Annotated in this window: 15 protein-coding genes and 1 pseudogene; 12 read left to right on the top strand and 4 right to left on the bottom strand. The window is 61.6% G+C overall.

Annotated elements, in window-relative coordinates:
* Window positions 1–28: 28 nt before the first annotated feature.
* Window positions 29–733: a class I SAM-dependent methyltransferase gene (locus AWB69_RS35330; protein ID WP_062091439.1), complete on the bottom strand. Its 705-nt coding sequence runs from the start codon at window positions 731–733 to the stop codon at window positions 29–31.
* A gap of 208 nt (window positions 734–941) precedes the next feature.
* Here AWB69_RS35330 and AWB69_RS35325 point away from each other — a divergent pair, with 208 nt between their 5' ends.
* The 5 genes from AWB69_RS35325 to AWB69_RS35305 all read left to right on the top strand — a co-directional run bounded on the left by AWB69_RS35325 (window position 942) and on the right by AWB69_RS35305 (window position 6584).
* Window positions 942–1961, top strand: a complete 1020-nt coding sequence (locus AWB69_RS35325) for a LacI family DNA-binding transcriptional regulator (protein WP_062091438.1) — start codon at window positions 942–944, stop codon at window positions 1959–1961.
* Between the two features lies 1 nt (window position 1962).
* Window positions 1963–3450: a sugar ABC transporter ATP-binding protein gene (locus tag AWB69_RS35320; RefSeq protein WP_062091437.1), complete on the top strand. Its 1488-nt coding sequence runs from the start codon at window positions 1963–1965 to the stop codon at window positions 3448–3450.
* Window positions 3431–4447, top strand: coding sequence for an ABC transporter permease (locus AWB69_RS35315; RefSeq protein ID WP_062091436.1), 1017 nt, complete (start codon window positions 3431–3433; stop codon window positions 4445–4447). Before AWB69_RS35320 ends, AWB69_RS35315 begins: the two co-directional genes overlap by 20 nt.
* A gap of 62 nt (window positions 4448–4509) precedes the next feature.
* Window positions 4510–5484: a substrate-binding domain-containing protein gene (locus AWB69_RS35310; protein WP_062091435.1), complete on the top strand. Its 975-nt coding sequence runs from the start codon at window positions 4510–4512 to the stop codon at window positions 5482–5484.
* 44 nt (window positions 5485–5528) lie between these two features.
* Window positions 5529–6584, top strand: coding sequence for a sugar phosphate isomerase/epimerase family protein (locus AWB69_RS35305; RefSeq protein WP_062091434.1), 1056 nt, complete (start codon window positions 5529–5531; stop codon window positions 6582–6584).
* Window positions 6585–6641: 57 nt separating this feature from the next.
* Here the strand turns inward: AWB69_RS35305 and AWB69_RS35300 are convergent, their stop codons facing one another.
* From AWB69_RS35300 to gndA, 3 genes are all read right to left on the bottom strand, one after another.
* Window positions 6642–7784, bottom strand: a complete 1143-nt coding sequence (locus AWB69_RS35300) for a hypothetical protein (RefSeq protein WP_062091433.1) — start codon at window positions 7782–7784, stop codon at window positions 6642–6644.
* Complete coding sequence (locus AWB69_RS35295) at window positions 7774–8343, bottom strand: DUF4365 domain-containing protein (RefSeq protein ID WP_062091432.1); 570 nt, start codon at window positions 8341–8343, stop codon at window positions 7774–7776. The genes AWB69_RS35300 and AWB69_RS35295 overlap by 11 nt, the downstream gene beginning before the upstream one ends.
* Before the next feature lie 187 nt (window positions 8344–8530).
* Entirely contained in the window at window positions 8531–9937 is a 1407-nt protein-coding gene (gndA, locus tag AWB69_RS35290; protein ID WP_062091431.1) for an NADP-dependent phosphogluconate dehydrogenase, read from the bottom strand.
* Window positions 9938–10332: 395 nt separating this feature from the next.
* Here gndA and AWB69_RS35285 point away from each other — a divergent pair, with 395 nt between their 5' ends.
* The 7 genes and pseudogenes from AWB69_RS35285 to AWB69_RS35260 all read left to right on the top strand — a co-directional run.
* On the top strand, window positions 10333–10704 hold the full coding sequence (locus AWB69_RS35285; protein ID WP_062091430.1) for a hypothetical protein: 372 nt from the start codon (window positions 10333–10335) through the stop codon (window positions 10702–10704).
* A 106-nt stretch (window positions 10705–10810) separates the two neighbouring features.
* Window positions 10811–11767 (top strand): 2-dehydropantoate 2-reductase, encoded by a 957-nt coding sequence (panE, locus tag AWB69_RS35280; protein WP_062091429.1) that lies wholly within the window; start codon window positions 10811–10813, stop codon window positions 11765–11767.
* A gap of 172 nt (window positions 11768–11939) precedes the next feature.
* On the top strand, window positions 11940–12524 hold the full coding sequence (locus AWB69_RS35275; RefSeq protein WP_062091428.1) for a chromate transporter: 585 nt from the start codon (window positions 11940–11942) through the stop codon (window positions 12522–12524).
* A complete protein-coding gene (locus tag AWB69_RS35270; RefSeq protein ID WP_062091427.1) occupies window positions 12521–13051 on the top strand; it encodes a chromate transporter in 531 nt (176 codons plus the stop codon). The genes AWB69_RS35275 and AWB69_RS35270 overlap by 4 nt, the downstream gene beginning before the upstream one ends.
* Window positions 13052–13144: 93 nt before the next feature.
* Window positions 13145–13483 (top strand): thioredoxin family protein, encoded by a 339-nt coding sequence (locus AWB69_RS35265; RefSeq protein ID WP_062091470.1) that lies wholly within the window; start codon window positions 13145–13147, stop codon window positions 13481–13483.
* 162 nt (window positions 13484–13645) lie between these two features.
* A pseudogene (locus tag AWB69_RS48895) lies at window positions 13646–13780 on the top strand (hydroxypyruvate isomerase); the annotation flags it as partial.
* 222 nt (window positions 13781–14002) lie between these two features.
* Window positions 14003–14780: aldehyde dehydrogenase family protein (locus tag AWB69_RS35260; protein WP_156529073.1), on the top strand; the 778-nt coding region annotated here is incomplete at its 3' end.

Here is a 14780-nt window from a genome sequence, read left to right as displayed (position 1 = left end):
GCGAGCCGCGGACGCATGGCGCGCGGTGTCATGCGTCGTTGAAGCGGTAGATCAGCAGGCGGCCTTTATAGGCGGCAATGTCGTCGAAAGCGATCTGATCCAGCCGTTCCTCGCGCATCTGGAAGCCGCGTTCGCCCATTTGCCGGTTGAACGCGGCGCGGTTGCCCCGGTCGGGGTCCACGATCCAGACCTCGGCTGCCGGCGATGCATGCAAGCCGATGAACGCTGCAAGCGTCGCGTTGGCATCGCGTTCATAGAGCAGGTCGCTGCCCATGATCAGGTCGAAGCGACCATCGACAATGCGGCGTCCCGCCTCGTCTTCCAGAGTGTCTTCCAGTTCAGTGATGGACCAGTTGCCGTGCCGGTATTTCATGGGCGGCAGGTGGTTCAAGCGCAGGTTTTCTTTCAGGAAGTCCGCCGTCAGCGGATGGCAATCGCTGGCGGTTACGTCTGCACCCCGCCGGTGTCCGACGAGACTTGCCAGGGCCAGTCCGCAGCCGATTTCGAGAATTCGTTCACCGGTCAGGACCGGCCGCAGGGCGAGGCGTGCGGCGAGGTGCGCACCGGATGGCCACAGCATGCCGAACAGCGGCCACGTGGCGGAGGAGATGCCGATTCGTTCGGCGTCGCCGGCGGGGTCGGAGAATTGCTGAAGGTCCAGCAGCGAACGAATAATCAGGTCGTCAACGCCAGCAACGGCGATGTTTTGTTGCTTGGTCAGGTAACCGGGCATCAGGGGGGCGCGAAGTGAAGCCGCGCGGGGGGACGGGGACGTAGTATGCGCTAGTTTGGGAATCCTTGACCCGTTGTGCCGGCTGTGGCGGTTGCCTGCTGCCTGGGTTCGTTTGAACAACCTCCCTTCGTGTTTGTCCCTATCGCGCACGGCCCGCCTCCAATCCAATAATGTAATCCATTACATTCGCGGGCCGCGAGTTGAAAAGATGACCGATTCGTTGCGCTCTACCGATGAAATCTCGATCGCCGACGTCGCACAAAGGGCGGGCGTATCGGTCGCGACCGTGTCCCGAGTCCTCAACGGCCACACCAACGTCCGCGAACCCACCCGCGACAAGGTGCTCGCAGCGGTAGCGGCCAGCGGGTACCGAATCAACGAACTCGCCCGCAATTTGCGCACTGCGGAAAGCCGCATGCTGCTCACCATGGTCCCCGACTTCGGGAACCCGTTCTATGCGGCCATTGTTCGCGGCATAGACAGCGTGGCGCGTCAGAACGGCTATTTCATGCTGCTCTGCGACACGGGCGCAGACCCCGGCCGCGAACGCAGTTACTTCGACCTGCTGCGAGGCCGCCGCGCCGACGGCGCCATCTGCCTCGATCCTGCAGCCATTCAGCAAGCGCTAGCCGAAGAAGCCGCCACGCTGCCCTGGGTAGCCTGCTGCGAGTTTGATCCCGCCGCAGGCGTACCGTATGTAGGCATCGACAACTATCAGGCCGCCGGCGACGCAATACGCCACTTGCTCAGTCGAGGCCATCGAAAAATCGCACTGATCAATTCAGGCCACGGATATTTGTATAGCCGCCAGCGCGCGGCAGGCTACCGGGATGCATTAAGCGCTGCAGGGATCGACGCCGATCCCGCCTGGCAGGTCGACCTCGATACCCTCGATTACGCAGCCGGCGAAAGCGCCGCGCGCACGCTGACACGCCTGCGGCGCAACCGGCCAACAGCAGTGTTTGCCGTCTCCGACACACTCGCTATCGGCGTGATCAACGGCTTGCGGGGTGTTGGCTTGCGCGTGCCGGACGACATGGCGGTGATCGGTTTCGACGATATAGCCGTCGCCGCGCAAATCGATCCGCCGCTCACGACGGTCGCCCAACCCATGCGCGAACTTGGCGAAACCGCCGCGCGACTGCTCCTGAAACGCTTGCGCGAACCAGACGCGGATGTGCCCGGCGTGCTGCTGCCGCACAAGCTGATGATACGAAGGAGTGCGTGACATGAGCCTGGCCGTCGCCTTCGATAACATCGAAAAACAGTTTGGACCCGTTCGCGTGCTGCATGGCGTGAGCTTCGATCTTGCCCCCGGCCGCATCTACGGCCTGATTGGAGAGAACGGCGCGGGCAAGTCGACGCTGATGAAGATCCTCGCGGGCTATGAACGCGCGAGCGCGGGCACTGTTTCCATCGACGGCGTGGTCAAGGCCTTCAATACTTCCCGCGATGCCGAAGCCACCGGCATCGTGCTGATCCATCAGGAACTGAACCTCGCGGATCATTTGAGCATCGTGCAGAACATGTTTCTTGGTCACGAGAAACGCCGCGGTTTCTTCCTCGATGAACCCGCCATGCGCGAGGCCGCACGCGCGCGTCTCGCCGATGTCGGCCTGCACAAGCACCCGGATACCCGCGTGCGCGACCTGATCGTCGCAGAGAAGCAGCTCGTGGAAATTGCCAAGGCCATGCTGCGCGATGCCCGCCTGCTGATCATGGACGAGCCCACCGCGACGCTTACGCCCGCAGAAACGCAACGGCTCTTCGCACTGATGGCACGGTTGAAGGAAGACGGCGTGACTATCGTTTATATCTCGCACAAGCTCGACGAAGTGGAGCGCGTCACCGACGAAGTCATCGTGATGCGCGACGGCCGCTTCGTCACACGCGGCTTGACCGCCGGCACCACGCGTCAGCAGATGGCGAACCTGATGGTCGGGCGCGAAGTGTCCGACATGTTCCCCGACAAACCCGTCCTCGCCGACGAAACCCGCGTGGCCTTCAAGGTCGATAACGCCTATGTGCCGGGCTGGGCGCAGAACGTCAGTTTCGCGGTGCGGGCAGGCGAGGTGTTCGGCTTCGCGGGACTCGTGGGCGCGGGACGCACGGAACTCTTCGAAGCACTCATCGGGCTGCGGCCGCGCACGGCGGGACGCATTGAGCTTGACGGCGAGAACATCAATCCGCGCAATCCCCGTGCCGCGATGGAACACGGCATCACGTATCTGAGCGAGGACCGCAAGGGGCGTGGCCTGCACGTCGACATGGCGTTGAAAGACAACCTCACGATGATGACGCTCGAGCGGTACGCGCATCCGCTGCTCGACGCGCAGGCGGAACGCGATGCGCTCAAAAAGGCGGTCGGCGACTTCGGTATCCGCACCGGCAATCTGGCGAGCCGCGCACGCATGTTGTCGGGCGGCAATCAGCAAAAGCTGGCGCTCGCGAAGTTCCTGCATCCCGATCCACGCGTGGTTGTCCTCGACGAGCCCACTCGCGGTGTCGATGTCGGCGCGAAACGCGACATCTATTTCCTGATCCACGCGCTCGCCGCCGAAGGCCGCGCGGTGATCGTCATCTCATCCGAACTGATCGAGCTGATCGGTTTATGCCATCGCGTGGCGGTCATGCGCGGCGGCCAGCTTGTCGCCACGCTTGGGCCCGGACATCTGACTGAAGAGAGGTTGATCGCGCATGCGACCGGCACACACTGAAGGCGTTGAACGATCGAGCCGCCTGGGCGGCTTGGCGCGGCGGCTGCACGGCGTCGGGCCGCTGCTCGGGCTGGTCGCGCTGTGCATAGGCGGCACGCTGCTGAACCCGGATTTCGCCACCTTCGACAACGCGATGAACGTCCTCACGCGAACCTCGTTCATCGGCATCATTTCTGTGGGGATGACCTTCGTGATCATCTCGGGCGGTATCGATCTGTCGGTCGGATCAATGGCCGCATTGATCGCGGGCAGCATGATCTGGGTCATGAACGCGCTTGCGCACGGCGTGGGCGGACACCCCCTCGCGCCACTCGCCATCATTGCTGCCGGCATCGTTTTAGCCCTTGTTCTAGGGGGTCTTTTCGGTTTGGCGCATGGGCTGCTGGTAACCAAGGGGCGCATAGAACCATTCATCGTGACACTGGGTACGCTCGGGATCTTTCGGGCGGTGCTGACGTGGATTGCGGACGGCGGCGCGCTCACGCTCGACAATAACTTGTCCGATCTCTACGGCCCCGTGTATTACGCCAGCCTCTTCGGCATTCCCGTGCCTATCTGGGTGTTCCTGATTGTCGCGGCGGGCGGTGTGATCGTGCTGAACCGAACCGTGTTCGGGCGGCATGTGCAGGCTATCGGGTCGAACGAGCAGGTCGCGCGTTATGCGGCCATTCGCGTGGACACCGTGAAGATCGTCACGTACGTGCTGCTTGGGTTGTGCGTCGGCGTAGCGACGGTGCTGTACGTGCCGCGTCTCGGATCCGCCACGCCTACCACGGGGCTGCTGTGGGAGCTTGAAGCGATCGCTGCGGTGGTCGTCGGCGGGACCGCGTTAAGAGGTGGAGAAGGGCGTGTGATCGGGACGGTGATCGGTGCGATCCTGTTGTCGGTGATCGCGAACATCCTGAATCTCACCAGCATCATCAGTGTGTATCTCAATGCGGCGGTGCAGGGCGCCGTGATTATTTTCGTAGCGTTTTTACAGCGTGGTCGTCGTTGAAGTGTGTTCGAACCGTGCCCTGAAATCCTCTCAGGCGCCTGTCAAAACAATGGAGACACAGCATGAAAAACATTCTTCGCGCACTCGGCGCCCCACTCGTCACCTCACTCGTCGGATTAACGCTGGCGGCGAGCGCCGTCTCGGCCGTCGCCGCCGATAAAGTCACGCTCGGGGTCGCCATCCCGACTGCGACGCACGGCTTCACCGGCGGCATTGTGTGGTGGGCCAACGAGGCCAAGAAGGAACTGGAACAGGCGCATCCTGACCTGAAGATCATCATCAAGACCGCCGCCGGTGCACCGGAACAAGCGAACCAGTTGCAGGACCTGGTGACGGTGAACAAGATCAATGCGCTGGTGGTTTTCCCGTTCGAATCGGCGTCGCTGACGCAGCCGGTGGCGCAGGTCAAGAAGAAGGGCGTGTACGTGACCGTGGTGGATCGCGGGCTGACCGATACCAGCGCGCAAGATGCGTACGTCGCCGGTGACAACACCGCGTTCGGCAAGCTGCCGGCGGAATACCTGGCAAAGACCATGGACGGCAAGGGCGATATTGTCGCGTTGCGCGGCATCCCGACCACGCTCGACAACGAACGCTGGGCTGCGTTTGAATCAGTGATCAAGCAGCATCCCGACATGAAGATCCTCGATGCCAAATACGCCAACTGGAATCGCGATGACGCGTTCAAGGTCATGCAGGATTACCTCACGCGCTTCAAGCATATCGACGCGGTCTGGGCGGCTGATGACGACATGATGATCGGCGTGCTGAAGGCTATCGATCAGGCGAAGCGTACGGACATCAAGCAGGTGTTTGGCGGCGCGGGATCGAAGGAGGCGGTCAAGCGGATCATGGACGGCGACAAGCTGGTCCAGGCCGATGTGTCCTATTCGCCCAAGTTTATCTACGACGCGATCAAGCTCACCGCCGAAGCGCGTTTGAAGGGTGAAAGCTTGCCGGCGACGACCATCATTCCTTCGGTGTTGATCACAAAAGACAACGCCAAGCAGTTCTATTATCCGAACTCGCCATTCTGAGTTCCAGGCGGGTTGAAGACAGTTAAGTTCGCGGATCGACGCTCATGAAAACCATCAAAGGCCCGGCCATTTTCCTGGCTCAGTTTCTAGGCGACACGTTGCCCTTTGACAACCTCGCGCATCTTGCAGGCTGGGCGAAGGGCCTGGGTTACGAAGGTATCCAGGTGCCGTGCGATCCGCGGCTGATCGATCTCGAGCAGGCCGCAAAGAGCGACGCCTATTGCGATGATCTGCTTCGCGTAGCGGACGACGCGGGCGTGAGCATCACGGAGTTATCGACGCATTTGCAGGGGCAGCTCGTCGCGGTGCATCCGGCCTACGACACGCTCTTCGACGGTTTTGCCGCCACGCATGTTCGCGGCGATCCGAAGGCTCGCACGGCTTGGGCGATCGAGCAGGTCGCGTTTGCCGCGGCGGCGTCGAAACGCCTGGGCCTAAGCGCGCACGTGACGTTTTCGGGGGCGCTGGCATGGCCGTATTTTTATCCGTGGCCGCAGCGCCCGCAGGGTCTGGTGGAGGCAGCGTTCGAGGAATTGGCGCGGCGCTGGCGGCCGTTGCTGGACGCCTTCGATCAAGCCGGTGTGGATGTTTGCTATGAGTTGCATCCGGGAGAGGATTTGCACGATGGCGTGACGTTCGATCGCTTTCTTGCCGCCGTGGATGCTCATCCCCGAGCGAACATCCTGTTCGATCCCAGTCATTTCATGCTGCAGCAACTGGACTACCTTCAGTTCATCGATATCTATCACGAACGCATCAAGGCTTTCCATGTGAAGGATGCGGAGTTTCGTCCTGACGGCCGTCAGGGCGTGTACGGCGGTTATTCGGGGTGGGTGGACCGGGCGGGGCGATTCCGGTCGCTGGGCGACGGGCAGATCGACTTTGGAGCGATCTTTTCGAAGATGGCGCAGTACGATTTTCCCGGCTGGGCCGTGCTTGAATGGGAGTGCGCGCTGAAGCATCCGGAGGATGGCGCGCGGGAGGGGGCGGAATATATCCGCAAGCATATTATTCGCGTAGCGGACCGGGCGTTTGATGACTTCGCCGGAAGCGGGGCAAACGGTGAGCAAATACGGGAGGTGCTGGGGTTCGGGCCTTGAGACTTGGGTCTTGAAGCACCGAACACCAGCCCATTTGCCAAGCCGAACTGATTTGTATTAGCCCAGCCCCGGGCCGATCAGCATAAAGCTTGTCACCTCGGTGAGCGTACGCGGTTGGCGACCGGGCCGCAGGCGTCCCGCGATTCGAACCAGGGCGCGATCGTCAAGGTGCGCGGCGACTGCCTTCGCATACTGTTCCTGGTCGAGCACAACGCGGGCCTTGATGATCTCGACCTCACGCAGGAGCAGTGCCACGAGTACCTCGCCGGCCCGATTTCCTGCAATATCGAATTCACCGTTCAGATGCTCGACCGTGCCGATGAATACGTCGTCGCGGTCACGCTCGACTGCGCGCAATTCCTGGCGAACTTCATCAATACGTCCGAAATAATCGCTTCGAATCCTGATGTTCTCGCCGGCTGCGGCGTCGTGCGGTAACGCCACGGTTGTTGCCCAACGAAACGACATGTCGATGTTGTTGCGCACGTCGTCGTTGTGAAGACGAGTGAGCCCTTCACAAAGATTCGACGAAACCACAGGCGCTGCCGCTGTCCTTTGCGAATCCACAAAGCGGCTCAGCGTGTCTTCTTCGATGGCCTTGACGAGTTGACGCACGCCATTTCTGGCGGTAAGCATGGTCATGCGAACAAACGAGTCGTTCGCATGTGCGAGGTCGGGTACGGCAGGCGTTTCCATGGCGTCGACAGGACACGACACCCGAACCACGAAGCTGCCTCGCTCGGTATGTCCGAACCGCGCATGACCGGCAAGTTGCGTAGCTTCCGCCCTGTGCAGACGCGGATGATGGGTCTGCGGCCGCAATACGGTACATGCCGACGCGAGCAGGATCTGCTCCGCGCCCTGCAGCAACGAGGCGGCGAACGACAATGGCAGGCCGTCGTCAACAGAGCGGCTGCTCGTCACGCGGTAGTAGACGGAGTCGTCACGCGAAATGGCAGCGAGCTGAATCAGGTCCGCCAGCTTCATACCTTGCAAGTCTGCGAGCTTGGACAACGCGAGTTCACAAGCCTCGGCATAGTCTGGCGCATCCTGATCCATTGGAATGACGATCTGGCGGCGCGGCACGTCGGCGTGATGCAGGACGTAGAGACGATCCACAATGCCGTCGGGCAGCGACTGCCATCCCAGCGATTTCACGAAATCACGCAGGCCAGACGGTGACAGATCTTTAATCGCCATGGGGAACTCGATGAGCAGGAGCGCTATAAGAAGGAATTTCGCGACGCGAGATGCTCGCCATGAGTCGCATGAGGCCGATACCGTCAAACACCTGCTTCTTCGGAATTTTCACCGTGACGCCTGCATGGTTGTCCGTTGGTGGAGCGCCACGCAGACTGACCCAGTACGCGCATTTTCGGAGCACGAGTTGCTCGTGAGAGTGCGTTAGCCAGTCTTCCGCTTTCGGCGGGAGGAACAGCACGGCAAGTATGCGCGGCGACGCGTGTGTTTCGCGGCGCAGGTCGTCGTATTGCTGTGTGCCGGACAGAAAATAGGAGAGCGAATCGCCGTCGTCGAACGGGGTCTTGATGCTTGCCTTCAGCTGGACCTTGATGTCGACTTCGGTCAGGCTTCCGCCATTCGGAAATGGCTCCCAGCCGGTGAGCATGGCATCGATGCCGGCATTGTCGTCGTGCCGGTTGCTCGTCTTGCAGTTGACGCCCGCGTGGGATGCAATCGCGTGGAGGTAAGCGTAGCTCAACTCCGATTCCCGATTCAATGTGGTGAGTGCTGTTGCCATGATCTTCCCGCAGGTCCGTTATCCATCGACAGGAAAGAGTAGCCTCAAACACGCTTATTCGACTTGTGGAAAAATTCGCTGCGACAAAATTTGACGACTTGCACAGGGCAAAAGAAAACGCCGACGCGAATGCGTCGGCGCGGAACTACTGGAACGACCTGCCGCTTTTCAGCGGCATCTCAGCGACTCATGACCAGTCGGCGTGGAAGCTGCCCTTCTTGTCCACTCGTTCGAACGTATGCGCGCCGAAGAAATCGCGCTGCGCCTGTACCAGGTTCGCCGGCAATGTCTCCGACCGGTAACTGTCGTAATAAGCCACCGCCGACGAGAACGCCGGCACCGGCACGCCCGCCTTGACGGCCGCCACGACCACGTCACGCAACGCACCCTGATACTTCGTTGCGATGTCGCTGAAATACGGATCAAGCAGCAAGTTGTGCAAGTCCGGGTTGGTCTTGTATGCGTCCGTGATCTTCTGCAGGAAGCCCGCGCGGATGATGCAACCCGCCCGGAAGATCTTCGCGATCTGACCATACTGCAGGTCCCACTTGTACTCTTCCGACGCCGCGCGTAACTGCGCGAACCCTTGTGCATACGAGACAATCTTGCTCAGGAACAACGCGCGCCGCACGGCTTCCACGAACGCATCGCGGTCGCCATCGAACTTGGGCGTGGGTCCCGTCAACTGCTTGCTCGCCTCAACGCGCTGATCCTTCAGCGAGGACAGCACGCGCGCAAACACGGCTTCGGTAATCAGCGGGAGCGGAGCGCCGAGGTCGAGCGCATTCTGGCTCGTCCACTTGCCCGTGCCCTTTTGCGCGGCACGGTCGAGGATGACATCGACCAGATCCTTGCCCGTCTCTTCATCCTTCTTCGAGAAGATCTTCGAGGTGATCTCGATCAGGTAACTATCCAGTTCACCCTTGTTCCACTCGACGTAGACCTTGCCCAGTTCTTCGTTCGACAAGCCCGCCACGCGCTTGAGCACGTCGTAGCTTTCGGCGATCAACTGCATGTCGCCGTATTCGATTCCGTTATGGACCATCTTCACGTAATGTCCCGCGCCGTCCGGGCCCATGTACGCCACGCACGGTTCGCCGTCCGGCGCCTTGGCGGCGATCTCGGTCAGGATCGGAGCCACCAGGTCATACGCTTCCTTCTGGCCGCCCGGCATGATCGACGGGCCTTTCAACGCGCCTTCCTCACCGCCGGACACACCCGTGCCGATGAAGTGCAGGCCAGACTTGGCGAGGTCGGTGTTGCGGCGGATGGTATCGGTGAAATGGGTGTTGCCGCCGTCGATCAGGATGTCGCCCTTGTCGAGCAGCGGGCGTAGCGAGTCGATGGTGGCGTCGGTGCCCTGGCCGGCCTTGACCATCAGCAGGATGCGGCGCGGTTTTTCGAGCGATTCGACGAATTCTTCCAGCGTGTACGAAGGCACGAGTTTCTTGTCGGGATGCTCGGCCATCAGGTCGTCGGTTTTTTCGCGGCTGCGGTTGTACACGGACACCGCGTGCCCGCGGCTCTCGATGTTCAACGCCAGATTGCGTCCCATGACGGCGAGGCCGACAACGCCGATTGCTTGCTTGCTCATGTTTCTCTCCGAATGACCGAAGCGCGGGCGGCTCGTGGCTACACACGCGACGGATGCGATTTGTCAATTGGGGCGGTGCCCGCGACGGCGTTCCGGACAGGCTTTCGCGACAGGAAGCAGTGAAACAGTGGCAAAAGCGGCACGGACACTACACGTTTCCGCGAGCAGGGCCGACGGAAACACGCAAACGCCGCGCGGAACGCGCAGACGGAGCGAGATTACCACTTTGACACGGCGCTGGCAGACATCGTACGCGCTCGCACGGACGGGCGGCAGGCGGGCAGCATGAGCGGGAGCGGCCGGGCAAGAGGTTTGGGGCCGGTCTAGAATGAGCATCCGCGGCGCGTTTCAGGCGCGGCGCGACTCGCTTGAACCAGGCGAAACAGGGTAACCGCATGGCGCTTCGAACAAAGACTCAGCAAAAGGCCCAGGAAAAGGCCCACCCAAGGACTCACCATTACCACGTCTACGTGATCGAACTGGCCGATACCGTCTGGAACGAAGCGCGTTTCCGGCGCGCGAATCCGGATTACGTGCTTGGCATGCCCTTTGTCTATGTAGGCATGACGGGCATCGATCCCGACGTTCGTTTCGACAAACACAAGGCCGGCATTCAGTCGAACCGGTATGCGCGGGAATTCGGGCTGCGATTGTTGCCGCAGCTCTACGAACTGTATAACCCGATGCCGTACGAAGGCGCGCGGGAGATGGAAGTGGAATTGGCAATCGGCTTGCGGGAGGCCGGGTACGGCGTCTGGCAGGCATAGAACAAGGCAGGCGTAAGCAAGGCAAGGTAAAGCGCAAGGCAAAGCAAAGGCGGCGCCGCTGCATCTGCGGCCGGCGTTCGATCAGACTAAATGCAAGGAGCAGGACATGCGGATTCTGGTGGTGGGAGCGGGCGCGATTGGCGGCTATTTTGGCGGACGGCTGCTTGACGCAGGCCGTGACGTAACGTTCCTCGTGCGCGAGCGGCGGGCTGCGCAACTTGCCCGGGCGGGGCTCAACGTGCGCAGCCCGAACGGCGATCTGTCGATACCCAATCCGCCGGTCGTGCTGGCGAAAGACGTCAGCGACGTCAGCGAACCGTTCGACCTGATCCTGCTCAGTTGCAAGTCTTACGATCTCGACGGCGCCATCGAGTCGATAAAAACCTCGGTCGGACCCAACACCTCCATCCTGCCGATGCTCAACGGCATGCATCACCTGGATGTGCTCGAAGCGCAATTCGGCGCGGAGCGCGTGCTCGGCGGGCAATGCATCGTGGCTGTGACGCTCGACCCAGATGGCACCATTGTTCACTTGAACAAGCTGCATTCCATGGCATTCGGCGAGCGCGCAGGCGGTTTGTCGGCGCGTATCGAGGCAATCTCGGCGCAGTTGTCAGGCGCTCGGTTCGACGCTGCCGCCAGTCCCGAGATCATTCAGTCGATGTGGGAAAAGTGGGTATTCCTCGCGACACTCGCGGCCGGCACATGCCTGATGCGCGCGCCGGTCGGCGACATCATCGCGGCGCCGGGCGGCCAGAAACTGCTGCTCGATCTCTTCGATGAAGCCCGCACCATTGCAACCGTGAACGGCTTTGCGCCCGGGGAAGCAGTGGTCACGCGTGCCCAGGCGATGTTCACGGAGGCCGGCTCCACGATCACCGCCTCGATGCTGCGCGATCTGGAGAACGGCGCGCGGATTGAAGCGGACCACGTAGTGGGCGATCTGATCGCGCGTGCCAAAGGGGCGCAGGGTGCACTCAGCACGCCGATTTTCTCAACGGCCTATACCCATTTGAAAGCGTACGAGTCCCGTCGCGAACATGGCGGCGTCAAGATTTCGTAAGCCGATTCCACCGATCAAAGCAGGGCGGTGCGGACGATTGCGCCGGCGCCGCCTCTCGCTGCCTGAAAAATCCGCATCGCGCTTTAAACAGCTGCTTCGTACTTTGAATCAGTGGCCATAAAGCGTTACGCTTTGCCCTTCTTAAAAGTAACGCTCTAACGCTCGCCGAATCATGCACGATCATGCCTTGCAAGCGCCGCTCGCCCCGCCGACTGTCGCGGAAATCTTTATCGGCTTCCTGACGCTTGGGCTGACCGCGTTCGGCGGCGCGCTGCCGCTTGCACGGCGCGAAATAGTCGACAGGCGCAAGTGGCTCACCTCCGACGAATTCGTCGATCTGCTGGGTCTTTGCCAGTTTTTGCCGGGCGGCAATGTGATCAACCTCTCGGTTGCGGTCGGCATGAAATTTCGCGGCGTGGCGGGAGCGCTGGCCGGCCTGCTCGGGCTGATCGTCGGGCCGTCGCTGATCGTGATCGGGCTCGGCGTGCTGTATCAACGCACGCATCAAGACCCGCACGTCCGCCATTTGTTCGCGGGACTCGCCGCGGCAGCCGCGGGCTTGCTGGTGTCGATGGCCATCAAGGTAGCGTGGCCGCTGCGGCACAAACTTTCCATGTTGGCAGTCGCGGCCCTGGCCTTCGTCGCGATCGCATTGCTGCGCTTGCCCCTGTTGCCGATCATGCTTGTTCTCACGCCCATCTCGATCTTCGTCGCATCGAAAGTGAGTCGCGAGATGAACCACGGGGAGAACGAGTGAATCACGATCTCGTTTCGCTCGCGGCCATTTTCAGCCAGCTTTCACTGCTCGCCTTCGGTGGCGGCAACACGATCCTGCCCGAGATGCAGCGCCAGGTGGTGGACATACATCAGTGGATGTCGAAGGCGGATTTTTCCGCGCTGTTCGCGCTTGCGCAGGCGGCGCCCGGACCGAATATGATGATCGTGACGCTGATCGGCTGGCACGTGGCCGGTTGGCCGGGCGTGCTGGTGACGTCGATCGCCAAGTTCGGGCCGTCGTCCATCGTCACGGTTGCCGCAATGCACGCTTGGGAACGCTTCAAGGATCATCCGTGGCGGCGGTACGTACAACTCGGTCTCGTACCGATGACAGCCGGCCTGGTCGCAGCAAGTGCGTCGTTGATTGCCGAAGCGTCGGATACCCGCTGGATACTCACGGCCATTACCGCGGTCATCGCGTTCCTGTCGTTCAGGACAAAGGTGCATCCGCTGTGGTTGCTGGCTGTGGGCAGCCTGATCGGATTGACCGGTTTCGGGCAGTTCTAGACTGGCGTTGGCGTTAAAGGAGCAAGGCCGGACCTGTTGCGGGCATCGACCTTGTTTGCTTTTCACGCGTTTCGTTTCGAGGAGAAAAAGCTGATGGCGATGACTACGGAATTCGCACGCACCGCGCCGCCGCGCGCCGAGATCGACGCGCTCGCCGGGCCGACGGTAATCGAATTCGGCACCTCCTGGTGCGGCTATTGCCGTGCCGCCCAGCCGCTGATTGCAGAGGCCTTCCAGGATCACACCGGCGTCCGGCATTTGAAGATCGAAGACGGTAGCGGCCGCCCGCTCGGCCGCTCGTTCAGGATCAAGCTCTGGCCGACGCTGATCTTCCTGGACAACGGGCGCGAGGTCGCACGCGTCGTGCGCCCGAAAAGCACATCGGAAATCCGCGATGGGTTCGCTCTGATCGACCATCCGGTTTCGCCGTAACAAGGGTTTTTACCGATCATTCCACGCGCGTGGGGCGGGAATATCATCGATTCCAAGCTCGCTTTGAAGCTCGATTCCAAGCCAGGACAAACGTGCCATGATCGAACCGGGCGCGGGAGTTGCGCACTCCATCTTGCGCGTCGTCCGGCAATCCGTGCCCGCTATCCGTATCTCTTCGACCTGATCGATTCACTCGGGTATGGCGGATGGATCGGTTGCGAATACCCGCCGCGCGCAGGCCCCTCCAACGGCCCGGTCTGGTTGATGCCGTGTCGCCACGCGGGCCGCGCATCATGAGCAGGCCGGAAAGGTCCGATGCGCGATGTCCGGGCCGGCGGTTTGCTTTGACAGCGGTGGGTCAAGCGATGGAATCACTCGCACGGCGCTGAAACTTTCCGTGCAACGTGACGGTCCACGGCAACAAGCACCGTCGCTTGGCACCTCGCCTGACCCGGTCTTTTTCGTCACCCACGGCGCCCATCGCGGTCCGCGATGAGTGCTCCTTTCAGGAGAGTTCACATGCAGATCACCGGAGAAATGTTGATCGGTGCCACGGCGGTGCGCGGGAAAGACGCTACGCTGCATGCCTTCGATCCGGCGCGCGGCGTCGACTTGCAGCCGGCTTTCGGTGGCGGCGGAGCGAAGGAAGTTGCTCGCGCGGCCGATCTTGCCGAGCAGGCATTCGATCCCTACCGGCTCGCACCGCTTGAAACGCGTGCGCAGTTCCTGGAAGCGATTGCGGACCACATCGCGGGACTCGGCGATACGCTGATCGAACGCGCGCAAGCCGAATCCGCGTTGCCGAAAGCACGCCTCGAAGGCGAGCGCGCCCGCACGATCGGGCAGTTGAAACTGTTCGCGTCGCTCGTGCGCGAAGGCCGCTGGCTTGCCGCCACGCTCGATTCGGCGCAGCCCGAACGCAAGCCGTTGCCGCGGCCCGACTTGCGTTTGCAGAAGATTCCCGTCGGCCCGGTTGCAGTGTTCGGCGCCAGTAATTTTCCGCTGGCGTTTTCGGTAGCGGGCGGCGACACGGCAGCCGCATTCGCTGCTGGTTGCCCTGTGGTCGTGAAGTCGCATCCGGCGCATCTGGGTACCTCGGAGCTGGTCGGGCGCGCGATCCAGAAAGCGGTGGCGGATTCCGGTTTGCCCAAAGGCGTCTTCTCGCTGGTGGTCGGTGCGGGCAACGCCATAGGTGAAGCGCTGGTCGCGCATCCAGCCATCAAGGCTTACGCTTCATACTGCACCTTGTGTGGTTGGTGGAACAGGGATAAAAGTCGGCTCTGTCGAACTGTAGCGG

The organism is Caballeronia udeis, from assembly GCF_001544555.2.
GTDB classification, from domain to species: Bacteria; Pseudomonadota; Gammaproteobacteria; order Burkholderiales; family Burkholderiaceae; genus Caballeronia; species Caballeronia udeis.
This window is presented reverse-complemented; position numbering and strand designations above follow the sequence as displayed.

Bases quoted from the DNA above. Each gene is read 5' to 3' on its own strand.
- AWB69_RS35330 (WP_062091439.1), bottom strand. From the start codon at position 733: ATGCCCGGTTACCTGACCAAGCAACAAAACATCGCCGTTGCTGGCGTT.
- AWB69_RS35325 (WP_062091438.1), top strand. From the start codon at position 942: ATGACCGATTCGTTGCGCTCTACCGATGAAATCTCGATCGCCGACGTC.
- AWB69_RS35320 (WP_062091437.1), top strand. From the start codon at position 1,963: ATGAGCCTGGCCGTCGCCTTCGATAACATCGAAAAACAGTTTGGACCC.
- AWB69_RS35315 (WP_062091436.1), top strand. From the start codon at position 3,431: ATGCGACCGGCACACACTGAAGGCGTTGAACGATCGAGCCGCCTGGGC.
- AWB69_RS35310 (WP_062091435.1), top strand. From the start codon at position 4,510: ATGAAAAACATTCTTCGCGCACTCGGCGCCCCACTCGTCACCTCACTC.
- AWB69_RS35305 (WP_062091434.1), top strand. From the start codon at position 5,529: ATGAAAACCATCAAAGGCCCGGCCATTTTCCTGGCTCAGTTTCTAGGC.
- AWB69_RS35300 (WP_062091433.1), bottom strand. From the start codon at position 7,784: ATGGCGATTAAAGATCTGTCACCGTCTGGCCTGCGTGATTTCGTGAAA.
- AWB69_RS35295 (WP_062091432.1), bottom strand. From the start codon at position 8,343: ATGGCAACAGCACTCACCACATTGAATCGGGAATCGGAGTTGAGCTAC.
- gndA (WP_062091431.1), bottom strand. From the start codon at position 9,937: ATGAGCAAGCAAGCAATCGGCGTTGTCGGCCTCGCCGTCATGGGACGC.
- AWB69_RS35285 (WP_062091430.1), top strand. From the start codon at position 10,333: ATGGCGCTTCGAACAAAGACTCAGCAAAAGGCCCAGGAAAAGGCCCAC.
- panE (WP_062091429.1), top strand. From the start codon at position 10,811: ATGCGGATTCTGGTGGTGGGAGCGGGCGCGATTGGCGGCTATTTTGGC.
- AWB69_RS35275 (WP_062091428.1), top strand. From the start codon at position 11,940: ATGCACGATCATGCCTTGCAAGCGCCGCTCGCCCCGCCGACTGTCGCG.
- AWB69_RS35265 (WP_062091470.1), top strand. From the start codon at position 13,145: ATGGCGATGACTACGGAATTCGCACGCACCGCGCCGCCGCGCGCCGAG.